The following is a 23,922-nucleotide window of genomic DNA, read 5'->3' on the forward strand; positions in this document are numbered from 1 at the left end:
AAATGGGCCTTTTTTACATTTATGACAAAACAACTCACCCTACTACTTTTACTTCTTAATTCTTGCGGAGTTTTTCAATCATACGAAAAACATCCGAAGAGAGAATTTAGAGGCGTATGGATCGCTACGGTCGTCAATATCGATTGGCCAAAAAATGGCAATGATACTTCTGAGAAACAAAAAGCTGACTATCTTAAAATTCTAGACTTTTACGAAAGAGAAAATTACAACGCAGTAATCGTACAAGTTCGTGCTGCAGGTGATGCTTTTTATGAATCTGATTTCGCACCCTATTCCCGATTTTTAACCGGTAAAGAAGGCACTGCACCAAAGTGGAATACAGATGTTCTTGAATGGATGATTAACGAAGCTCACCAGCGTGGTATGGAGTTCCACGCATGGCTGAATCCGTATAGAGCAACTTTCGATGAAAATTTCGAAGTCCTTTCTGAGAATCATGACTACTGCACTCACCCAGAGTGGATAGTGCATTATGGCAAAAAGAACTACTACAACCCTGGTTTACCAGAAGTACGCAAGCATTTTTCAAATATCATTGCAGAATTAGTTACTACATATGATATAGATGCCATTCATTTTGATGATTATTTTTATCCGTACACCATTAAAGATGAAGTTTTTAATGACTCTTTAACTTTTGAAACTTACGCACAAAAAGATCAGACTATTGATGACTGGCGACGTAACAATATAGACTCTCTTGTAAGTCAATCTCACAAAACTATAAAATCGATTAAGCCATGGGTACAGTTTGGTATTAGTCCGTTTGGGGTGTGGAAAAACAATTCCACCGATCCAAAAGGTTCAGATACTAAAGCAGGGCAAACCACTTACGAAGATTTATATGCAGACCCTTTACTTTGGATGGAAAAAGGATGGATCGATTACCTAGCTCCCCAAGTATATTGGAGTATGGATTTACCTGTAGCGTCTCATACCAAAATTGTAGACTGGTGGTCTAAAAACAACTATAGCACTAACCTATATGTAGGTAACGGTCCATATAAAATCAGAAACAACAGCGATAAAGCTTGGGATGATATTAAAGAAATACCCAATCAATTAGAACTCGCACGAGAAACTCCACAAATAAAGGGCAACATCATGTTCAGTGCTAAATCTTTAATGAGCAATAATGAAGATGTAGTTGAATATATTCATAAGAAATATTACAAGTTACCAGCTTTGAATCCTGTTTCTTCACTGGCAAAAAATCATATTTCAACATCACCTAAACTATTAGATGTTTCATTAGATGGTGATGAGGTCATTCTAGAATATGATGATTTAAGAAGCTATCGTTATGCACTTCTTTATAGGGCTGGTAGAAAGGTAAAAGAGGAATATCCTATTAAAAAATTACTATCTAAAAATTTAGTGACAGCGAATTCTAATTCCATTCGCATATCAAAATCAGATTACCGTAAATCATTTTACAGCATCAGCTTTATTGATTTTTATAGTGCAGAAACGAAACCAACAGTTATCAACCTAAAGAACAATCTTAAAAATGATTCAAAAAGATAAGGGCGCCTGGGCATGGGTTCCAGTTTTATATTTCACACAAGGGTTGCCTTATGTTTTGGTGGTTACCGTTTCGGTAATTATGTACAAAAAATTAGGTGTCAGCAATGAAGACATTGGATTATATACCAGTTTATTGTATTTACCATGGGTATTGAAACCATTATGGAGTCCGTTCGTAGATTTAAAAAGCACCAAGCGTAAATGGTTTTTAGCCATGCAACTGTTAATTGCGGTTTCGTTATTAGGCGTTGGTTTGACTTTACCTACCAATATGTTTTTCATATCATCATTAGCCTGTTTTTGGATGGCGGCATTTGCATCGGCAACTAACGACATTGCCTCAGACGGGTATTATATGTTGGGCTTAACCGAAAAGAAACAATCTTTCTTCGTAGGTATGCGTAGTACTTTCTATCGACTAGCAATGGTAACTGGTGAAGGGTTGATTGTTGTTTTAGCAGGATTTTTAGAAAATAAATATGGTGACAATACCAAAGCTTGGAGCGTAACCATGTCGGCAGCAGCATTTTTAATGTTGATTATGACGGTTGCCAACTTCTTTGTTACCCCAAAATATGAATCTGAAAGCACGGAAGAAAAAGAAAAACCTGCAGGATTCTTAGAAGTATTTGCCACCTTTTTCAAAAAACCAGGTATCGGTATTGCGCTGGCGTTTATACTAACCTATCGATTAGGCGAATCTCAATTAGTGAAAATGACATCACCCTTTCTTCTTGATTCTCCCGATAAAGGCGGATTAGGATATTCCACAGAACAGCTAGGAACTATTTTCGGTACAGCAGGTGTTATTTTTCTTTCTATAGGCGGAATTTTAGGAGGTGTTTTAATTTCTAGAGATGGGTTAAAAAAATGGATGCTACCAATGGTGCTTTCATTAAACCTACCGAATATTTTATATGCGATACTGGCGGTGACAAATACCACTAATATATATGCAGTAACGGCAACGGTAATTTTTGAAAAATTCGGCTACGGATTCGGTTTCGCAGCCTTTTTAATGTACCTCATTTATATTGCCGACGGTAAATCTAAAACCTCACATTACGCCATTGCCACAGGTTTTATGGCACTGGGCATGATGCTACCAGGTATGGCCAGCGGCTATATTCAACAATGGCTGGGTTATGACGGATTTTTTATTTGGGTAGTTATTGCTGCATTACCTGCGTTATTCTTACTAAAATTCATTTCTTATCCGGCAGATTTCGGTAAAAAAACATCAGCTCCCAATGAATAATATGATACCTAGAAAAGAAGCTATAGAAAAACTCTCTTTGATTGAAAAAGTCGGACAACTTTTTATGCCTGCAGCTTTTATCAATGATACAGAAGAAGAGATACAGCAATTAGAAAAACTGATATCTGAGCACCATGTGGGCGGACTCTGTTTCTTTCATTCAAGAGCAAGTGCTGCTACTAATTTCGAAGGCAAGAAAAAAATAGTGGTCAATAAAAATAGTTTTGACACCTTAAAAAACCTCATCAAGAGATATCAAAAAGCAGCAACATACCCCCTATTGATTTCTATTGATGCCGAATGGGGTTTGGCTATGCGAATTGAGAATACTCCGCAGTATCCATACGCTATTACTCTCGGTGCAAATATTGCTAATGAGCCCTTAGTTTTTGAAGTTGGCAAGCAAATTGCCAAAGATTGCAAAGCTGCCGGTATTCATTGGAATCTGTCCCCAGTGGTTGACATCAACATCAACCCGAATAACCCAGTAATCGGTTATCGTTCTTTTGGTGATGACAAACATAAGGTGATCACCATGGCAAGTGCATTTGTAAAAGGTACTCAAAGTGAAGGTGTACTTACGAGCATTAAACATTTTCCTGGTCACGGAGATACCGCTACAGATTCCCATTTGGGTTTACCGGTTATAGATAAATCGAAAGAAGAACTTATTGAGAATGAATTGTATCCTTTTCAAAAATTAATAGATGAAGGTGTAGATTCGGTTATGGTGGGTCACTTATCCGTTCCTGCGCTAACCAAAAATGCTAGTCTACCTTCAAGTATCAATAAAGATATTATTTCCGGAATACTTCGTACGGAAATGGGCTTTGACGGTTTGGTTATTTCAGATGCGTTAAATATGCATGCCGTATCAAAACATTATCCAGTAAAGGGAGAATTAGAATGGCTGGCTTTTGACGCTGGTAATGACGTATTATGTTTTGCAGAACATATAGAAGAAGGTATTCAGCATATCTTAAAAAATGCCACTGAAACTCAAATTAACAAAAGCATAGAACGCATTTGGCAGCTGAAAGAAAAAGCAATTTTAAATGAAGATTTACCGCTTAAATTGACCGACCCCAATTCTTTAAATAGAAAAATAGCAGAGAACTCCCTGACTTTACATCATGGTAAAGCTGCAGATATTGCAGCTTTTAAAACTACCGATTTTTGCACGTTGACCATAAAGCGATTTGGAGCCGACCAAACGAAGCAAGATATTTTAGATAATATCTTAGAAATGAAAAAGGAAGTTGAACAAGAAACAGAAATTCTACTACTCCTTACTCCCCCACAAATAAAACCAACCAACAATTTCGGATTCTACGATGAGGAAATTTACTTTATTAACGAGCTGATTACAACTAAGAATGTTGTGCTATATCACTTCGGTAATCCGTATGCATTGAAGTTTTTCAGTACGGGAAAAACTACGGCAGCTGTAATCGCCTATCAAAATTTCAAGGAGTTTCAAGATGTTGCAACAGAGCATTTTTTAGGCAACCTTGAAGCAAAAGGAAAATTGCCATTTAATATCGAGAAAAGCCTATGAATCATAATGGGTGGATAAGAGTTTTAGCAATTGTAATACCCTATTTCCTTATAATAGGTTTATTCCAAGTTGCGGGTGCTTTACTAGCAGGTGTTCCCGTGGGTGATATGGACTACGAAGAAACGACCATACAACATGTAATCATGACGGCTTTTTCTTTTTTAGGCACATTTCTACTCATTTGGCTTTTTATGAGATTTGTAGACAAAGAAAAATTTATAGAAGTAGGACTTCAACTTAAAAACAGAAAAAAGGATATCGCCATAGGCACTTTACTAGGATTATTAATTATGACTTTTGCCTATTTTGGTTTAACTGTTTCAAACGAAATTGTATTCTCTCGATTCAATTTTAATTTCCAAGAATTGTTTTTAACTACCTTACTGTTTATACTCGTAGCAATTTTAGAAGAAGTGCTGTTTAGGGGGTATATTCAAAAAAACCTAATGCTCTCATTTAACAAATATGTTGCATTAATAGTTGCTTCTGCACTTTTTGCTTTAATGCATGGCGCCAACCCTAACATAAGTTTGTTTAGCTTACTGGGGCTTTTCTTAGCCGGTATGGCTTTGGGGGCTACATATATGTATACGAAAAACTTATGGTACCCAATAGCATTTCATTTTAGCTGGAACCTCTTTCAGTCATTACTAGGTTTTAACGTTAGTGGGCAAGATATTTATAGTATTATTGAATTTACGGTTCCAGAAAATAACAAAATTAACGGAGGTCAATTTGGCTTTGAAGGCTCTATTTTTTCTTTAGTAACTGAAATAATTTTAGTGGTATTAATCATATATTATTACCAAGTAAAAAAGAAACCCCAATTGATTACAAATGAAAATATATAAAATTATTGGTCTCATGTCTGGCACATCTTTAGATGGTCTTGATTTAGCTTATTGCCACATTTGGGAGAAAAATGGGGTTTGGGAGTTTGATATTAAAGAAACTAAAAGTATCACGTATTCATCAGATATGCTGAATACCCTTAAAGATGCTATTAGTCTATCCGCAGAAAAACTTATAGAACTACATAACACATACGGTACGTGGCTAGGTGAGCAAACCTCGATATTTATTAACGAGAATAAATTAGATGTAGACTACATAGCAAGTCATGGTCACACCACCCATCACCGACCAGAAATGGGTCTTACTTATCAAGTAGGTTCAGGGCAACACTTGGCAAACGCTACAGGTATTAAAGTAATTGCAGATTTCAGAACAAACGATTTAGCACTTGGCGGACAAGGTGCTCCACTAGTACCTATAGGTGACCGCATGTTTTTCAATGAATATGATTATTGCCTAAATCTTGGCGGTATCAGCAATGTGTCTTTTGAAGTAAAGGACAAGAGAATAGCATATGATATTGGTTTGGCAAATATGATTCTAAACTATATCACCAGAAAAGTTGACTTAGAATACGACGAGGATGGCAAACTAGCACGTTCTGGCAGCATTAACACTAAAATGTTAAAGCAATTAAACAATCTAAAATATTATTTATTACCACATCCGAAATCGATTGGCTATGAATGGTTTTTGGAAGAAGTTGTACCTATAGTTGAAAATACTGATGATACCATAGAAAATCTACTTTATACAAGCATTCACCATATATGCGATAAGGTAACACAACAAATCAATCTCAATTTTAAGCACGATAAGCAACAATTATTGGTTACAGGTGGTGGTGCATTGAACTCTTTTTTATTGGAGACCTTGCAACAAAAGTTAGGTAGCACAACAGAGGTAGTTGTGCCAGAAAAAATAATCATAGAATTTAAAGAAGCATTGGTATTTGCTTTAATGGGTGTTTTAAGAGTAGAACAATTAACAAATGTACTTTCATCTGTTACCGGGGCAAAAAAAGATTCTTCGAGTGGAGTATTGTTCATACCCAATTAAACTTTTTTACCTAATTTACTCGATAATCGAGATTTAAATACAAAGCGAATTACCGCTGTAGCATATTATTTTTTACTTGAAGTTTCCCTCGATGAATTCTTAGGATATTCACTTCATAAAACCAAAAAAGACATGTCAGAAAAACAAAAGAAAGCAACCGCTTACTGGAAAGAAAATGTTAGGTACTTATTCATTTTATTAGCTATATGGTTCGTTGTTTCCTTTGGAGCAGGCATTTTATTTAAAGAAGCCTTAGATACCATTAAAATCGGAGGTTTTAAATTGGGCTTTTGGTTTGCGCAGCAAGGGTCCATTTATGTATTTGTAATTCTGATTTTTGTTTATGTAAGGCTCATGAACAAATTGGATAAAAAATACGGCTATAACGAATAACAGCATAACCATTAACCACCAAAAAACCACATTATGAATGTTCAAACCTGGACGTATATTTTAGTAGGAATCACCTTTGCCCTTTACATAGGTATCGCAATCTATTCAAGAGCTGGATCCACGAAAGATTTTTATGTTGCCGGTGGCGGAGTTTCGCCACTTGCAAACGGAATGGCAACTGCAGCCGATTGGATGTCTGCCGCCTCGTTCATTTCAATGGCAGGTATAATTTCATTCGCTGGTTATGACGGCTCAGTATACCTAATGGGCTGGACAGGGGGTTATGTATTACTAGCATTACTTTTAGCACCTTATTTACGTAAATTCGGGAAATTCACAGTACCTGATTTTATAGGTGATAGATACTACTCAAAAACAGCACGTATTGTGGCTGTAATTTGTGCACTGATTGTGTCATTTACTTATGTAGCAGGGCAAATGCGCGGTGTAGGGGTCGTATTCTCAAGATTCCTTCAAGTAGATATCGATACAGGTGTTATCATTGGTATGATCATCGTTTTGTTTTATGCCGTTCTAGGCGGAATGAAAGGTATCACTTATACACAAGTAGCTCAGTATTGTGTGTTGATTTTTGCTTTTATGGTTCCTGCAATTTTCATTTCCATTCAAATGACCGGTAACCCAATTCCTCAATTAGGTATGGGATCAACATTAAATGATGGCTCTGGCACATTTTTGCTAGATAAGTTAGACGGATTATCAACAGAACTCGGGTTCAATGAATACACCGATGGATCTAAATCAATAACAGATATTTTTGCCATCACCTTAGCCTTAATGGTAGGTACAGCAGGGTTACCGCATGTAATCGTTCGATTCTTTACCGTTAAAAAAGTAAAAGATGCACGTAAATCTGCCGGACTAGCATTACTGTTAATTGCTATTCTATACACTACGGCACCAGCTGTTGCTGTATTTGCCAAAACCAATCTTATTAATACTGTTAGCAACGAAGAATATGCTAGTATGCCAGTTTGGTTTAAAAACTGGGAAGAAACCGGACTACTATCTTTTGACGATAAAAATAAAGATGGCAAAATTCAATATGTAGCTGATAAAACCAAAAATGAGTTAACCATAGATAATGACATTATGGTATTGGCGAATCCTGAAATTGCAGATTTACCTGCTTGGGTAATTGCCCTAGTAGCAGCTGGCGGATTAGCTGCAGCGCTTTCAACAGCAGCGGGGCTTTTGCTAGTTATTTCGGCATCTGTTTCTCATGATTTAGTGAAGAAAGTATTTAAGCCGAATATTTCTGACAAAGCAGAATTATGGGTCGCTAGAGGCGCAGCAACAGTTGCTGTAGTTATCGCAGGTTATTTTGGTATAAATCCACCAGGCTTTGTTGCCGCAGTAGTAGCCCTTGCATTCGGTTTGGCAGCAGCCTCCTTCTTCCCGGCAATTGTTCTCGGTATCTTTTATAAAAAAATGAATAAAGAAGGAGCCATCAGCGGAATGGTTATCGGTATCATTCTTATGCTGTTTTATATGACCAAGTTTAAATTCGGCTGGTTTGGTGGTGGAACTCCTGAAGATTGGTGGTTTGGTATTTCACCAGAAGGGTTTGGTAGTATCGCTATGATTGCTAACTTTATTGTAGCAATTATTGTTTTACAATTTACCCCAGAGCCACCTGAAGATGTTCAAGAAATTGTAGAAAACATTAGAATACCCAGTGGTGCAGGTGAAGCCACAGGTCATTAATTTTAAACAAATCAACATTCAACAACAACCAAAGGATTTCAACACCCTTTGCATACTAAATTAACGCATACCATGAGTAATTACCACATTAAACATCTGGAGGAGTATTATCAAGTCTATCGAAAATCGGTCCGTAATCCTGAAGCGTTTTGGGAAGAGATTGCTGAAGAACATTTTGTTTGGCGTAAGCGCTGGGACAGTGTTCTTAGTTGGGATTTTAAAAAACCCGAAATAAAATGGTTCGAAGGTGCTAAATTAAACATTACCGAAAACTGTTTAGATCGTCATTTACCAACAAGAGGTGAAAAAACGGCAATCATATTCGAACCTAACAATCCTGAGGAAGAAGCAATTCATATTACCTATAGACAATTACATGAACGTGTTTGTCGTATGGCAAATGTCCTATTAGACCATGGCGTAAAGAAAGGTGACCGTGTTTGTATTTATTTACCAATGATTCCAGAACTTTCCGTAGCCCTCTTGGCATGTGCTCGTATTGGAGCGATACATTCTGTAGTGTTCGCAGGCTTCTCTTCACATGCTGTTGCAACACGTATTAATGATTCTGACTGTAAACTTGTAATCACATCAGACGGATCGTTTCGGGGTAATAAATCAATTGACCTAAAAGGAATCGTTGACAAAGCTTTAGAAGCTTGCCCAGGAGTTGCAAATGTTTTAGTAGTAAAACGCACAGGCTCCAAGATTCACATGGAAGAAAAGCGAGATAAATGGTTACAACCATTGCTAGATGAAGCTTATGCAGATTGTGTTGCAGAAATTATGGACGCTGAAGACCCTTTGTTTATTTTATACACTTCAGGTTCTACAGGTACCCCTAAAGGAATGGTACATACTACTGCAGGTTATATGGTCTATACAGCCTATACTTTTAAAAACGTATTTCAATACAAAGAACATGATGTGTATTGGTGTACAGCCGATATCGGGTGGATAACCGGTCATTCTTATATCGTTTATGGACCGTTAGCAAACGGAGCAACCACATTGATGTTTGAAGGAGTACCCTCCTATCCAGATTTTGGACGTTTTTGGGAGGTGATTGAAAAACATAAGGTAAATCAGTTTTACACCGCTCCAACAGCTATTAGAGCTTTGGCTAAAGAAAATTTAGAGTATGTTGAAAAACACGACCTATCTAGTCTAAAAGTTTTAGGTTCTGTGGGTGAACCTATTAATGAGGAAGCTTGGCATTGGTATAATAACAACGTAGGCAAAAAGAACAGCCCTATTGTTGATACTTGGTGGCAAACTGAAACTGGTGGTATAATGATTACCCCTATTCCGTATGTAACACCTACCACTCCAACTTACGCTACCCTGCCATTTATAGGTATTCAACCTGCCTTGATGGATGAGAACGGCAAAGAAATAAAAGGAAATCAAGTAGAAGGTCGCTTATGTATTAAATACCCTTGGCCATCGATTGCAAGAACTATCTGGGGAAATCATGACCGTTATAGAGACACTTATTTCTCAGCATATGAAAACATGTACTTTACGGGTGATGGTGCTTTAAGAGATGCCGTAGGATATTACAGAATAACAGGTCGTGTTGATGATGTCATCATAGTATCTGGACATAATTTAGGAACAGCACCAATTGAAGATTCGATAAATGAACACCCAGCAGTAGCAGAATCTGCTATTGTAGGTTTCCCACACGATGTAAAAGGAAATGCACTCTACGGATATGTTATTTTAAAGGAAACAGGAGAAAGCAGAGATCGCGATAACCTAAGAAAAGAAATCAATCAACAAATTACAGAACATGTTGGTCCTATCGCAAAACTAGATAAGATTCAGTTTGTAAGCGGACTACCCAAAACGCGTAGTGGTAAAATTATGCGTAGAATTCTTCGTAAAATAGCTAGTAACGACACTAGTAATTTAGGGGATACAAGCACACTGTTAAATCCAGAAATTGTTCAGGAAATTATGGATAATTCGCTTTAATTTTTATTTAATAAAAGTGACATTTATAAATTCACCAAGTCTTAAACATTTCGAGCTTGGTGAATGTTTATTTTATACGAGAAGTAGATAATTGAATATCTGCTGTAAACCAACTTTCTGCTCTTTGTCTCTCAATTTTTTTGACCATATTTTGATTATCAAGTTTCTCATAAGCCAGTTTCAAACCATGCAATGCCCATCCATTTTTAGGTAATCTAACCAAATCTTCTTCATAGGTAATGATCGCATCTTTATACAATCCTGCTTCAATTTGAATTGCACCTAAATAATGACGAACAGAAAAAAACCAATCTGGTGGCTCATTATAATTCAAACTATCTTCGAGATCTATAGCTTCTTTCAATAAAAAAATACTTTCTTGGTATTTGAATTCTCTAGCCAAAATTTCAGCTTTCAGAACTCGTTCAGCTATCTGAATTAAAACATCCACAGAATTGATTTCCCAAATAGAGATTTCTTTCAAACTATCATCCATTGCAATTACTTCTAATGAAAGCAATTCTTTTTTAGCATTTTCTAATTGGTTCAACCCCAAAAAAGCCATTCCCCTTGCATAATTTAAAACTGCCGAAGGATATTTTAAAGTTGGTACTTCATTTTGCATTTTCAATATCTCTCTCCATTTACCGAATTTTACATTTACATAATACGGTATTGTATAAAAATGCTGTAACGTACCCCAACCAGGCTCTTTCATAAGTATTGTGCTAGAATGTTTAGCTACATTTGTTGAAGCTTTTAAAGCCAATTCACTATTACCCTCTAAAGTTGCAGTAGCCGACATGAAATGATAATTATGTGGAAAATATGCAAGAGGATATGCGCCCTGAGCATTACAAGCAGCAACATAACTGCTATCTACAGATATAGCTCGCATATTTGACAATGTTCCTTTATGATAATCACCTGTTCTAATGTATACATGAGATGGCATATGAATGAGATGTCCTGCTCCAGGTACTAAATCATCATCAAAAACTTGAGCACTTTTAAGTGCAACTTCTGGAGTAGAAGAAGCTTCTAACAAATGTATATTTAGGTGGTGTGCGCCTGGATGCTTTGAATCTATTACCAAAGTTTCATTTATGACAGACATTATTTCAGTAGTCCATTCTTTGGGGCTCCCACTTTTATCCCAAAGATCCCATGGATGCATATCCATTATAGATTCTGCAAACATTGTTGCCACATCTGCATCTTTTGGATAGTTTTTATAAACCTCGCGCATAGCATTTGAATATTCCAAATCTAGCTCACTCCTATCCTCCAATGGAAATTGCACATATCTTTTGGATAGTGCATTAATTAGAGCCTTCTCTTTCTGAGACACATCACCGTTAGACAATACAAGTGCTTTTTGAATTGCCATATATGCCCTGTTATAATTGTCCTGTTCCATTCCTGCATTATAATTAGGTCCCAAGACATAAGCAAACCCCCAATATGCCATCGCACAGTTTGGATCCAACTTAGTAGCATAATAAAATGATCTTGCGGCTTCTGCATGATTGAAGCCATACGCCAAAACCAATCCCTGATTTATATATTTTTGAGCTAGGCTATTCGTTGTCGATACAGGAAAGTCAAGTACATCTAAACCATTTATAATAGGCGCTAAATTATCAGACTCATACCATTTAAAATCAGTAGTAATTGGGGCACAAGCTATAAAAGGGCGATTAGAAATATTAATTGAATTTGTTTTATTCTTACAACCAGTTAATGTAACCAGAGAAATAATTAAGTATAAAAAAATGAATTTCATTTTATATGATTTTTTTCGTAAAATATTATCTATTTTGAGCCAGTAAGGGTTCTTAAATCTTGAATTAATCGAAGTATCTCTTCATCTTCAATACCATTATAAATTCCTCTAATTTGCCGTTTTTTATCCACTAAAATAAAATTGGGGGTATGTATAAAATCCTGTAATCCGCCATCACCTTGTTCTACTACAGCAAAATAACTTTTACGTGCCAATGCGTAAATGTGACTTTTCTTTCCTGTTGTAATATTCCATTTTGAATCTACGGCACCTTTATCATCGGCATATTTTCGAAGTACGGGAATACTATCAATTTCTGGAGTTACAGAAAGTGATAGTAACATTACTTCTTCATTTTTGATAAATTTGTTTTGAATTTTAATCATATTATTTGCCATTGCCGGGCAAATACTTGGACACCTTGTAAAAAAGAAATCAACCACATATACCTTATCCTCATAATCTTCTTGGGTTACTAGTTCACCATTTTGATTCAATAACTCAAAGTCTGAAACGGTGTGGTTCGTTTCCGTATCCCTTAAACTAACATCTACCAAGTTCTCATTAAAATCTTTGGGTTGATAAATAGGTAAATCACCCTTCATTTTATTAGCACATGAATATAATAAGATTGAAATTATACCCGCAAAAAAGTACATACGCATCATAATAAAACCTTTTTACCCAAAAATTCTTTTGCTTGAAGGATTTCTTTTCTTTCGCTATTACTATTCGCCGTCGAATTCAATAGCTCCTTGTAATAAAAAATAGCTTTATCCATATCACCCAACTGTTGGGCAGAAGAGGCTGCACCAAATAACCCGTTAAATCTATTGGGTCTTCTTTTTAAATTCAGTTCATAAACATCTAAAGCTTCTTTAGGTCTTTTTGCAAGTAATAACATATCTGCCAACAACTCATCTGCTGGTAAAATCTCGCCAGGAGTTACCGGATGTTTTGCTGTTAGGCTTTCTAGTTGAGCAGCATTCGCCATTAACTCTAAAGCCAGACCAACATTCCCCCTTTTAAATTGTAACCATGCTTTAATAGTTTCTATCTGGATTTCAACCTGATTAGCTTTGTAAGGATCATTAGCTACAATCAACTCCTCTTTAAAAGAATTTAGCATAGCAAGTTCTTTTTCGGTTTCCTTGAGATTATCTGTATGTATGGTACCTAAAGCCTTTGCAAAATGAAGTAAGGATTGTTGCCATGGAAATTTTTCCCAATCCAGTTCTGGTAATTGTGGCAATGTAAGATTAGATGCCTCCTCCCAGTTTTTATTTTCTACTGCTATACGAGCCGGTATAGCTGCTGCCGTATATGCAATTTTAAAATTTGGTGGAAATATTTTCTTGAACGATTTAAGATATTCATATTGTTCTTTTGCTTTTTCGTTTTCTCCTTGTTGCAAATAAGCATATACCAAATAGCCCATTGCATGCACTTCTTCGTCCCAATGCTCCCCAGGCGCTATACTTTCCGCATAACATATTGCCGATGATGCAGAATTTAAGTTGGTAGCGACACTTTCCTTCCAAAGGCCTAACCTCGTAAAAATATGAGAAGGCATATGTTGTGCATGCGCTGAATTTGGTGCAATATTCGCATACCGCCGTGCGGTGCTTAAACCTAGCTCTGCCAATTCTGGATAATCGTAAGAATGAATTATATAATGGGCAATTCCTGGATGATTAGGTTCTTTAACAAATAACGCATCCAATATTTTGCCAGCCTCCCGTTGCTTGGCATAACTTTTATCTGTTGGTATCGCTGATGCCCTTAGTGCTAATGCATAAAAAATAGCCACTTCGGCATCATCCTTATAAGTTGTATACATACCATGCATTGCATTGGCATAATTTTCTTTCCTTAATTGGTTGTCCAAGGTATCCCAATCCTTATAAAAAGTACCAATGGCATTTAAGTAATCTTCTGCTTTTTTAGACTTAGGTAATTTTTCTGCAATATCGAGTAGCTTCATTCCTTTTTTTAATACAATAGTTTCTGGTGGCGCCCATAAACCATGATAAATACTCATAGCTACACCCCAATAAGCCATAGCACAATTGGGATCTGCATCAAGCACCTGTGCAAAAGCCTTTTCGGCTTCTCCGTATTCAAAAGAATGCAATAATGAAATGGCTAAATTAAAAGTCTTTCGCGTCTCATAACTACAGGATTCTGAAAAATTGACATCACCAAACTGCCCATTTCCACACAATTTCAAATCACCTCTTAAAAGATTTAAAGATGCTATCTCTGCATTCGACACCTGTTGTTTACAACCATAAAAAAGAAGTGCTACAAAAATCCCAAATACCATTCTTAACTCTTGCCGAAATTTCATACAAAATTAATTTTAAACTTTAAAGAACATTTTCTAAAGTTAAATTTATAACATTTAAAATCAAAACATTATAGTGTATTCTGTAATATAACATGTATAAATTGTAATGGATAAATTTAAAATTGTCCTAATAAAGGAAAAGACATTTTATAATAAAAAATGGTAAATCGTAAACTTAACTAGAAAATGAACGATTACTAGCAAAAAGAGGACGCGTTTTAAAGGTCATAAACAGTATTACAGATATGAGTCCACATATACCTAAGCCTGCAAAAAGTGCCCAAACCGAATTTTCAATAAAGCTACCCACGAAAATAGATATCGGTATAGAAAGAATGGTAGAAATGAATCCGGTAATCGCAGCACCAATACCTGCAATGTGACCAATAGGCTCCATTGCAATAGATCGCATGTTTCCCCAAATAAATCCTAAGCACAAAAACTGTAGTGAAAGAAATATCAATAAGATAGTAATGCTAGGGTCCTTAGACCCAAAAAATAACAGACTATATAACAAGGCTATAAAAGTAAAAGCCACTAAAGCCACAAACGATAAATTTCGCATACCAAAACGCAGTACTAAAGTACCGTTCATTAAAGTTGAAAAACCAACCGATAGTGCCAAACCTGCAAACACGTAAGGGAATGTTTCCGTCAACCCATAAAGCTCCTCAAAAACATGTTGCGCAGAACTTAAATACACCAAAAAAGAACCAGTAATAAATCCTGATATCATGGTACATGAAACAGTTTCTTTATGCCTCATAATTTCTTTAGTTCCTCTAACAAATACGTGAAAAGAGAAAGGTACTTTGTATTCTGGATGTAATGTTTCTGCCTGTCTTTTATAAAACCAAATCCCCACTAACAAAGCAAAAAATAGCTGCAAATAAAAGATACCTTGCCAACCTGTAATACCCATTACGGCTTTACCGATTGCAGGTGCCACGACAGGAACTAAAATAAAAAATGCAGTTACAAACGACATAATTTTTGCCATATAATCGCCACGATACGTATCACGTATGATAGAAATACTTATAGTTCTTGGTGCTGACAAACCAACACCCTGCAACACACGCCCTACAAGCATAATTTCAAGATTTGGGGCTAACAAACAAATGATACTAGCTATCAAAAAAACAGTAAACCCAATATAAACAATTGGCTTTCTACCAAGACTATCTGAAAGCGGACCAAAGAACAACTGCCCTACTCCCAAACCTAAAAAAATCATGGTTACCAGTAATTGATTCTGTGTAGGGTCAAGACTGTTGATAGATATACCTATATCTGCCATTGCCGGTAAAATTGCGTCAATAGTTAACGCAACAATTGACATTAAAGAAGCCATTAACGCGACAAACTCAAAATTCGGTTTTACCTGTTCATTCTGCATCATGCAAAAATAAGGCTTAACAATTCATGCAATGTTATTAAAAGTTGATTTTTGAGTTTATGCATATTTGAAATTCAAATATGTACTTTTGCATTAAATTACAATGTATGCTGATTATAGGTATTGCCGGTGGAACAGGTTGTGGTAAAACCACAGTAGTAAATCAAATTATCAATGAGTTGCCAAATGAAGAAGTTGGGGTAATTTCACAAGATTCGTACTATAACGACCTATCTCATTTATCTCTTGAAGAGAGACGCAAAACTAACTTTGACCACCCTAGTTCTATTGATTTCGCCCTACTTGAGCAGCATTTAATTGCTTTAAAAAACAGCGAATCTATCGAACAACCTGTTTATTCATTTTTAGAATGTAACAGAACGGCAAAGACCATACTCACACACCCTACAAAGGTTATTATCGTAGAAGGTATTTTAATTATGACCAATTCTGCTATTCGCAAAATGTTCGATATTAAAATATTCGTACATGCTGACACAGATGAAAGATTGATTAGAAGATTAAAACGAGATGTCAACGAAAGAGGTTGGGATTTAGATGAAACCATAGAAAAATACCAAGCTGTAATTAAGCCAATGCACGAGCAGTTTATTGAGCCAACAAAAGAGTATGCAGATATTATTATTCCGAATAATAAATATAATACTGTTGCTGTTGAAATAGTTAAAAGTATTATTAATGAAAAAATAATGCAAGAGTAATGGCCTTCAAAGATTTAAAACAAAAAAAATGGTTTAAAATCATGACTAATATGTATGTATTGGTACTGTCCGTTTTTCTTGTTTGGATGGTTTTTTTTGACACCAATTCACTTCTAATTCATTTAGAATTGAGAAAAGAAATAAAAAAACTAGAAAAAACCCAAGATTTTTTGAAAGATGAAATTGCTCGGGATAAAAAAATTATCGAAAAATTATCTGACGAAGATGAACTTGAACGCTTTGCTCGAGAAGAGTATTATTTAAAGAAAAAAAATGAAGAAATCTATCTTATTGAATACGAGGATAGTTTAAAAATCAAGGATAAAGAATAGTTTTTGATATCCTTTTAATAAGTTTTAGTCTTTCTACATACTAAACAATTATCAGCGGCTTAACCATTTCATAATTAAAAGTTTAACGCTTTATTAAAGAAAAGTAAGTGCTTATTCACTTAGTGTTAACAAAAAGCTTTCATTAGCCCCATAAATAATTGTATTTTTACCACCTAACTTACTTTGAACATGGGCAAGATTATTGCTATAGCCAATCAAAAAGGAGGCGTAGGTAAAACTACCACCACAGTTAACTTAGCTGCCTCTCTTGGTGTATTGGAAAAAAAGGTTTTATTAATCGATGCTGACCCCCAAGCAAATGCAACTTCAGGGTTGGGTATTGATGTAGATGGTGTAGAACTAGGCTCATACCAGCTAATGGAACATACCAAAACTGCGAGAGAAACTATTATACCTACAACCTCCCCAAATGTAGACCTTATTCCTGCACACATCGATCTAGTCGCCATTGAAATAGAATTGGTTGATAAAGAAGAACGTGAATACATGATGAAAAAGGCTATTACTGACCTTAAAAAAGATTACGATTATATCTTAATTGATTGTGCACCATCATTAGGTTTACTAACCTTAAATGCACTAACCGCTGCAGATTCGATAATTATACCAATTCAGTGCGAATATTTTGCTTTAGAAGGGCTAGGTAAACTTTTGAATACCATAAAAAGTGTTCAAAAATTACACAATCCAGATTTAGATATCGAGGGCATGTTGTTAACCATGTACGATTCTAGATTACGATTATCGAACCAAGTAGTTGATGAAGTAAGAAAGCATTTCGGCGATATGGTTTTTGAAACTGTAATTCAACGTAATGTTAGATTAAGTGAAGCTCCTAGTTATGGGGAAAGTATAATCAAATATGATGCTGCCAGTAAAGGAGCAACAAACTATTTGAACATGGCTAACGAGATAGTTAAAAAAAATAAGCAGACGGTTTAAGTATGGCAAAAGCGACAAAGAAACAAGCTTTAGGTAGAGGACTTTCGGCTCTTTTAAAAGATCCGGAGAATGATATTAATACAGCATCAGATAAGAATGCAGATAAAGTTGTAGGTAATATTATCGAGCTCGATTTAGAACAAATTGAAGTAAACCCGTTTCAACCTCGTTCTAATTTTAATGATGAGTCAATAAAAGAATTAGCCACCTCAATTAGAGAACTTGGTGTAATTCAGCCAATTACAGTAAGAAAATTAGGCTTTAACGAGTATCAATTAGTATCTGGAGAACGAAGATATCGTGCTTCTAAACTTTTAGGTTTAGACACAATACCGGCATATATACGTATCGCTAATGACCAAGAGTCTTTAGAGATGGCATTGGTCGAAAATATACAACGACAAGATTTAGACCCAATAGAAATTGCTCTTTCTTACCAACGTCTTATAGACGAAATTAATCTTACTCAAGAAAGATTGAGTGAGCGTGTCGGTAAAAAAAGATCAACTATTGCCAACTATTTGCGTCTTTTAAAATTAGATCCGATCATACAAACGGGTATGCGAGATGGCTTTTTAACTATGGGTCACGGTAGGGCGTTAGTCAATATTGACAAAAAGCAGGATCAGATATCACTTTACGAAAAAATTATTTTTGACAACCTCTCTGTTAGAGATACTGAAAGTGCCGTAAAAGCTTATCATTCTGATGATGTGCCAACTGACGATGTAGTAAAAACAGTAAAAAAAGAAGCTTCTGTTTTTGTTCGCAAGGGCATAAAAGAACTTACAGATGCCTTATCGGTAAAAGTGGATATAAAATCTACTGATAATGCAAGAGGAAAAATAACCATACCATTTAAGTCTCAAGAAGAATTTGACCGTATCAAAAAATTGATAACAGGTGCGTAACTATTTTTTATTATTTAGTACTCTATTATTATTTATAAATCTCTCCTTTTCTCAAGAGGAACAAGATTATATTCCTAAAACTGAAATAGATAGTGTTCAATCTGACCTTGCCAAAAATGGCTTTATTATAAAAGATTCTGTCTCCTTCAAGAAGGCTAAAAAAGAATTCAATCCATTAGCACCAAGTAAAGCAGCATTTTACTCTGCTATACTTCCAGGTATGGGACAAATTTACAACAAGCGATACTGGAAAGCCCCTATAGTTTGGGGAGCTATTGGCGGAAGCGCTTATATGTATATCTACAACAATGATCAATATCAACGTTTTAGAACAGCATTTAAAAGGAGACAAGCCGGTTTTACAGATGATGAATTTAATGGTGAAGGAGCATTACCACTCTTTGATGAAGACGACCTTGAATATCAACAAGAACGTTTTCAGAGAGATCGTGATCTTTGGCTAGTTGCAGCAATCGCATTGTATGCATTAAATATAGTTGACGCCAACGTGGACGCACATCTAAAACAGTTTAATATTGATGATGACCTTAGTATAGACTTTGAGCCCTATCTTGATGTAAATCAAGTGACCAATAGTCCTAATTATGGAATGGCATTAATTATAAAATTTTAAAAATGAGAATCGCACTTTTCGGATACGGAAAAATGGGGCAAATGATAGAACAAGTCGCTATAAAGCGAGGACATGAAATTATTGCCAAAATTGACGAGAATTCTAAAAATATTGATTATAGCACTATGGATGTTGCTATTGATTTTAGTATGCCCGAAGCAGCTTTCGGGAATATAACAAAATGCTTAAGTAACAATATCCCTATAATATCTGGCACAACTGGTTGGTTAGATAAATATGAAGATGCAACTACCTTATGCCAAGAAAAGAAAGGTGCATTTATATATGCTTCTAACTTTAGTTTAGGAGTGAACATTTTTTTCGAGCTGAATAATTATTTGGCAAAAATGATGCAAAATCTCCCTGAGTACAACGTAGAACTAGAAGAAATACATCACACTCAAAAATTAGATGCCCCCAGCGGAACAGCCATAACTTTAGCTGAAGGTGTTATTGCAAACTCTAACTACAAGCAATGGAAGCTAGATAATGCATCTAATGAAACTTTGAAAATCACATCTAAAAGGATAGGTACGGTACCAGGAACACATACTGTATCCTATGATAGCATTGTTGACAGTATTGAGATTAAACATACTGCTCACAACAGAGAAGGTTTTGCCCTAGGTGCAGTAACCGCAGCAGAATGGATTATTGGTAAATCAGGAGTATTTTCTATGCGAGATGTGTTAAACCTAGGTTAAAAACGTAACAAAAATCAATCTCAAAGACTTATGAATTATTGATGACTTAATTAGCATCAAAAGAATTCATCCTATTTCAATAAAAATTAAAGAATATGAACGGCACTCAATGGATTATTTTTATTCTCATTGTACAAGTAATACATTTTTTAGGTACTTGGAAACTTTACGTAAAAGCAGGAAGAAAAGCTTGGGAAGCAGCAATACCTGTTTACAACGCTATAGTTTTAATGCAAATTATCAATAGACCAAAATGGTGGGTAATATTATTATTTATCCCTATAATCAATCTATTGATGTTCCCGGTTATATGGGTAGAAACCATAAGAAGCTTTGGCAGAAACAGTAAATTGGAAACATGGATAGTTGTATTAACACTTGGTCTGTACATTTACTACGTAAACTACACACTAGATGTCAAATACGTTGAAGACCGATCTCTACACCCAACAACAGCGGCTGGAGAATGGGTAAGTTCCATTTTATTCGCAGTGGTAGCAGCAACATTAGTTCACACCTATTTTATTCAACCTTATGTGATACCAACAGGATCATTAGAGCGTACCTTAAGAGTAGGAGATTTTCTTTTCGTAAGTAAGTTTCACTATGGAGCCAGAACGCCGATGACAACCGTTGCAGCACCAATGGTGCATGACACGTTACCAGGCTTAGGAATTCCTTCTTATTTAAAGAAACCACAACTACCCTATTTTAGATTACCTGGTTTCACAAAAGTAGAGCGAAATGACATTGTAGTATTTAGCTGGCCGGCAGATACCGTTCGTGTATTTTTCAAGAAAGAAAAAGGCGTTGACAAGCCAATAGATAAAAAATCCAATTATGTTAAGCGTTGTGTTGGTGTACCTGGCGATTCGTTAGAGGTCCGCGATGGTTATGTATTTATTAATGGAAAACAATTAGAATTACCAAAAAGCGCCAAACCACAATTCGACTACGACATCTATAGTTCTAAAGGGGTATCGTCTAGAACTCTTGATAATTTAGGAATTACAGATTTTACTAGAAAATACCAATCAAATCCGCTGAACCAAGATCAAGTAAATGGATTGAGGTCTTATATAATGGGTTTTAATCAAACCGAAAACGGACAACTAGAACTTTACACAAAGGCATCTGGTATTCCTGCGAATGTGATATCTAAATATAGATTAGCATTAAAAGAAGTTACCGATCGCAAACGTACAGTACCTTTAACTGCAGACATGGTAAGTTCGTTAAGAAATGACTCAAATATAGATTCTGTAGTTCAAAAAGTTACAGCAAAAGGAAGAAGAGGCATCAACCTATTTCCTCAAAGTCCTGATTATCCTTGGAATTATAGTCAATTAGGACCTATTTACATTCCTCAGAAAGGGGCAACGGTAGACTTGAATTTAAAAGTACTTCCACTTTACAAAAAGATTATTAAGGAGTACGAAAAGAACGAAATTTCTGTATCTGGAAATCAAATTAGCATTAATGGATCACCAGCTACTACATATACTTTCAAACAAGATTACTTTTGGATGATGGGTGACAATAGAGACCACTCTGAAGACAGTAGAGCTTGGGGTTATGTTCCAGAAAATCATATTGTTGGAACACCAATTTTCATCTGGATGAGTTTTGATAATTTCACAGAAGGTATTAGCAACTGGAGACCAAGATGGGATCGCATATTCACTACAGTAAATGGTGATGGAGAACCACAATCTTATTTCAAATATTTCTTAATATTACTCGTAGCCTATTTTGTAGGAAATTGGTTCTGGAAACGTAAAAAGGAAAAAAAGTGAAATTAATTCATCCCTCATACTTTCCGAATATAGTAACGTTCAGCTATATTATGCACCACCCAATTTGCTGGGAGGTAAATGATAATTACCAAAAACAGACGTTTAGAAATAGAACATATATTTCTAATGACCGAGGCAAGCATATATTGAGCATACCAATAATTCATGCTGGTAGAGCAAATGGCAGACAAAAATACAAGGATGTTTTAATAGACAATTCTTATCCGTGGCAACGTCAACATTGGCGCACCTTAGAAACAGCCTATAGAACATCTCCATTCTTTGAGTTTTACGAAGATGATATTAGACCACTTTACCATCAAACTTACGAAAGCCTTCTTGACTTTAATTTAAAGACTATAGAGACGATATTTGAATGTCTTCAACTAGAAATGCCTACAGAAAAAACTCTTGCATATGAGACCACCCCTGAAGGTAAAATAGATCTGAGATTTTTAATAAGTGCTAAGTTTACCCCTCAATTGAATATAGAACCCTATACGCAAGTATTTGGTGATAGACATGGGTTTACTCCTAATTTAAGCATATTGGATCTCTTGTTCAACCTAGGCCCCAATAGTATACAGTATCTAAAACACGAGTTCATAGCCGTTAATAATGATTAGGTTCATAGCACATTATGGAATACATTTTATTGTACCCATTATAATTGCTATTTATTTCTATAAAGAAAACAAGCTCTGGTCTGCGGTTATATTATTATCAGCAATTGTAATTGATGTTGATCACCTTTTATCTACACCAATGTTTGATCCATATCGATGCAGTATAAACTTTCACCCTTTACATACCTATTGGGCAATCGGCATATACACGCTGTTATTTGCATATAAGAAGACACGAATTATCGGCTTGGCTCTGCTTATACATATTTTAGCTGATACCGTAGACTGTTACTTTATTCACCAGACAATTTAAAAGTCGCCATGATAGGTTCATGATCAGAAATATCGATTTTGTAGTTTTTATGAGATAAGAAAGTAAAACTTGGATCTCCCAAAATCATATCTATTCGAAAAGGGAATTTCCAAAATTTAATGGTTTCACCATACCCGTGTCCCGATTCTAAGAAGCTATCCTTTAAATCTCCTTTAATATTAAAATACACTTTAGAGAATTGTGTATTATTAAAATCACCGCTAACTACAACTGGATAAGGGCTTAGATTTATATGCTGCCTTACAATTTCTGCTTGTTTTTGCTGCTCAGCAAAAGAATCTCTTAGCCTGACGAAAAGCTTATCTGAACGTTCCTTCTTAAAGTAGTTAGGTCTAATATCAAGAGATTCTAGATGTAAATTGTATACACGAACAGTATCTTTGTCAACCAAAATATCGGCATATATACCACCATTTACGGTGTTATTAAAATGCAAGACATCTTTATTTATTATTTTATATTTAGAAAAAATAGCTAAATTCTTACCAATTGCCTCTTCTCTTATATCATAGCGTCGAGCAACATATGGATAAGTTTTCATCATATCATCCTGTATGTAAAACATTTCAAATTCCTGAAAACTGACTATCTCAGGATTTTCTTCATATACAAAATCGACTATATCAGGAGCTGTATTAACCTCCCAATTATGATCATTACTGTGAAAACCCAAAACATTATAACTTAAAAGTGAAATTGAATTTGATTTAATATTTTTTTGAGTATTACCGTTAAAGGCTATAAAAGAACCGAGCGTAAAATAACCGAAACCCAATATTGAAAGCGACAGCAGTAGATATATCTTTTTCCCAATTAACCAATACAAGAAAAATAACACATTAATAAGAACTAAAGCAGGCACTGTTAAACTTATAAATGCTAAACTAGCTGAAGATGTATAAGGAACTATACAAGCCAAAAACAAACTGAAAGCTACAATCACATTTAAGAACAACATGAGCTTTTTGAAAAAAGACATTTTCTTC

General features: G+C 35.4%; 22 protein-coding genes. 17 read left to right on the forward strand and 5 right to left on the reverse strand.

Annotated elements, in window-relative coordinates:
• The first annotated feature begins 21 nt into the window (after positions 1 to 21).
• From Q4500_RS10720 to acs, 8 genes are all read left to right on the forward strand, one after another.
• Complete coding sequence (locus Q4500_RS10720) at positions 22 to 1,548, forward strand: glycoside hydrolase family 10 protein (protein WP_303599664.1); 1,527 nt, start codon at positions 22 to 24, stop codon at positions 1,546 to 1,548.
• The gene (locus Q4500_RS10725; protein WP_303599665.1) at positions 1,532 to 2,806 is read left to right on the forward strand and encodes an MFS transporter; all 1,275 of its coding nucleotides are present in this window, start codon (positions 1,532 to 1,534) and stop codon (positions 2,804 to 2,806) included. The genes Q4500_RS10720 and Q4500_RS10725 overlap by 17 nt, the downstream gene beginning before the upstream one ends.
• Positions 2,799 to 4,364 (forward strand): glycoside hydrolase family 3 protein, encoded by a 1,566-nt coding sequence (locus Q4500_RS10730; protein ID WP_303599666.1) that lies wholly within the window; start codon positions 2,799 to 2,801, stop codon positions 4,362 to 4,364. Before Q4500_RS10725 ends, Q4500_RS10730 begins: the two co-directional genes overlap by 8 nt.
• A complete protein-coding gene (locus Q4500_RS10735; RefSeq protein ID WP_303599667.1) occupies positions 4,361 to 5,215 on the forward strand; it encodes a CPBP family intramembrane glutamic endopeptidase in 855 nt (284 codons plus the stop codon). The genes Q4500_RS10730 and Q4500_RS10735 overlap by 4 nt, the downstream gene beginning before the upstream one ends.
• On the forward strand, positions 5,202 to 6,278 hold the full coding sequence (locus Q4500_RS10740) for an anhydro-N-acetylmuramic acid kinase (RefSeq protein ID WP_303599668.1): 1,077 nt from the start codon (positions 5,202 to 5,204) through the stop codon (positions 6,276 to 6,278). The genes Q4500_RS10735 and Q4500_RS10740 overlap by 14 nt, the downstream gene beginning before the upstream one ends.
• A 132-nt stretch (positions 6,279 to 6,410) precedes the next feature.
• Positions 6,411 to 6,671, forward strand: a complete 261-nt coding sequence (locus tag Q4500_RS10745; protein WP_303599669.1) for a DUF4212 domain-containing protein — start codon at positions 6,411 to 6,413, stop codon at positions 6,669 to 6,671.
• A gap of 33 nt (positions 6,672 to 6,704) precedes the next feature.
• Positions 6,705 to 8,399: a sodium:solute symporter family protein gene (locus Q4500_RS10750; protein ID WP_303599670.1), complete on the forward strand. Its 1,695-nt coding sequence runs from the start codon at positions 6,705 to 6,707 to the stop codon at positions 8,397 to 8,399.
• A 72-nt stretch (positions 8,400 to 8,471) separates the two neighbouring features.
• Complete coding sequence (gene acs / locus Q4500_RS10755; RefSeq protein ID WP_303599671.1) at positions 8,472 to 10,379, forward strand: acetate--CoA ligase; 1,908 nt, start codon at positions 8,472 to 8,474, stop codon at positions 10,377 to 10,379.
• A 67-nt stretch (positions 10,380 to 10,446) separates the two neighbouring features.
• Here the strand turns inward: acs and Q4500_RS10760 are convergent, their stop codons facing one another.
• The 4 genes from Q4500_RS10760 to Q4500_RS10775 form a co-directional block, all read right to left on the reverse strand.
• Complete coding sequence (locus Q4500_RS10760; RefSeq protein WP_303599672.1) at positions 10,447 to 12,165, reverse strand: hypothetical protein; 1,719 nt, start codon at positions 12,163 to 12,165, stop codon at positions 10,447 to 10,449.
• Positions 12,166 to 12,194: 29 nt separating this feature from the next.
• On the reverse strand, positions 12,195 to 12,770 hold the full coding sequence (locus Q4500_RS10765; RefSeq protein ID WP_303599673.1) for an SCO family protein: 576 nt from the start codon (positions 12,768 to 12,770) through the stop codon (positions 12,195 to 12,197).
• 59 nt (positions 12,771 to 12,829) lie between these two features.
• A complete protein-coding gene (locus tag Q4500_RS10770; RefSeq protein WP_303599674.1) occupies positions 12,830 to 14,515 on the reverse strand; it encodes a tetratricopeptide repeat protein in 1,686 nt (561 codons plus the stop codon).
• Between the two features lie 175 nt (positions 14,516 to 14,690).
• Positions 14,691 to 15,914, reverse strand: a complete 1,224-nt coding sequence (locus tag Q4500_RS10775; protein ID WP_303599737.1) for a multidrug effflux MFS transporter — start codon at positions 15,912 to 15,914, stop codon at positions 14,691 to 14,693.
• 107 nt (positions 15,915 to 16,021) lie between these two features.
• Here Q4500_RS10775 and udk point away from each other — a divergent pair, with 107 nt between their 5' ends.
• From udk to Q4500_RS10820, 9 genes are all read left to right on the forward strand, one after another.
• Positions 16,022 to 16,636 carry a uridine kinase gene (gene udk / locus Q4500_RS10780; RefSeq protein ID WP_303599675.1) on the forward strand — a complete coding sequence of 205 codons (615 nt, stop codon included), beginning with the start codon at positions 16,022 to 16,024 and terminating at the stop codon, positions 16,634 to 16,636.
• Entirely contained in the window at positions 16,636 to 16,968 is a 333-nt protein-coding gene (locus Q4500_RS10785) for a septum formation initiator family protein (protein ID WP_303599676.1), read from the forward strand. The genes udk and Q4500_RS10785 overlap by 1 nt, the downstream gene beginning before the upstream one ends.
• Before the next feature lie 189 nt (positions 16,969 to 17,157).
• Positions 17,158 to 17,931 carry a ParA family protein gene (locus tag Q4500_RS10790; protein ID WP_303599677.1) on the forward strand — a complete coding sequence of 258 codons (774 nt, stop codon included), beginning with the start codon at positions 17,158 to 17,160 and terminating at the stop codon, positions 17,929 to 17,931.
• 2 nt (positions 17,932 to 17,933) lie between these two features.
• On the forward strand, positions 17,934 to 18,842 hold the full coding sequence (locus tag Q4500_RS10795; RefSeq protein ID WP_303599678.1) for a ParB/RepB/Spo0J family partition protein: 909 nt from the start codon (positions 17,934 to 17,936) through the stop codon (positions 18,840 to 18,842).
• Positions 18,835 to 19,476: a DUF5683 domain-containing protein gene (locus tag Q4500_RS10800; protein WP_303599679.1), complete on the forward strand. Its 642-nt coding sequence runs from the start codon at positions 18,835 to 18,837 to the stop codon at positions 19,474 to 19,476. Before Q4500_RS10795 ends, Q4500_RS10800 begins: the two co-directional genes overlap by 8 nt.
• Positions 19,477 to 19,478: 2 nt before the next feature.
• A complete protein-coding gene (gene dapB, locus Q4500_RS10805; protein ID WP_303599680.1) occupies positions 19,479 to 20,180 on the forward strand; it encodes a 4-hydroxy-tetrahydrodipicolinate reductase in 702 nt (233 codons plus the stop codon).
• A 95-nt stretch (positions 20,181 to 20,275) separates the two neighbouring features.
• Complete coding sequence (gene lepB, locus Q4500_RS10810; RefSeq protein ID WP_303599681.1) at positions 20,276 to 21,976, forward strand: signal peptidase I; 1,701 nt, start codon at positions 20,276 to 20,278, stop codon at positions 21,974 to 21,976.
• A complete protein-coding gene (locus Q4500_RS10815; RefSeq protein ID WP_303599682.1) occupies positions 21,973 to 22,602 on the forward strand; it encodes a WbqC family protein in 630 nt (209 codons plus the stop codon). The genes lepB and Q4500_RS10815 overlap by 4 nt, the downstream gene beginning before the upstream one ends.
• The gene (locus Q4500_RS10820) at positions 22,595 to 22,915 is read left to right on the forward strand and encodes a DUF6122 family protein (protein WP_303599683.1); all 321 of its coding nucleotides are present in this window, start codon (positions 22,595 to 22,597) and stop codon (positions 22,913 to 22,915) included. Before Q4500_RS10815 ends, Q4500_RS10820 begins: the two co-directional genes overlap by 8 nt.
• On the opposite strand, the gene Q4500_RS10825 is transcribed toward Q4500_RS10820, so the two are convergent.
• Positions 22,896 to 23,915, reverse strand: coding sequence for an endonuclease/exonuclease/phosphatase family protein (locus Q4500_RS10825; RefSeq protein WP_303599684.1), 1,020 nt, complete (start codon positions 23,913 to 23,915; stop codon positions 22,896 to 22,898). The two genes, Q4500_RS10820 and Q4500_RS10825, sit on opposite strands and share 20 nt — an antisense overlap.
• Positions 23,916 to 23,922: the final 7 nt, after the last annotated feature.

The sequence above is a fragment of the Maribacter sp. 1_MG-2023 genome (assembly GCF_030547005.1).
In the GTDB taxonomy this organism is placed as follows: domain Bacteria; phylum Bacteroidota; class Bacteroidia; order Flavobacteriales; family Flavobacteriaceae; genus Maribacter.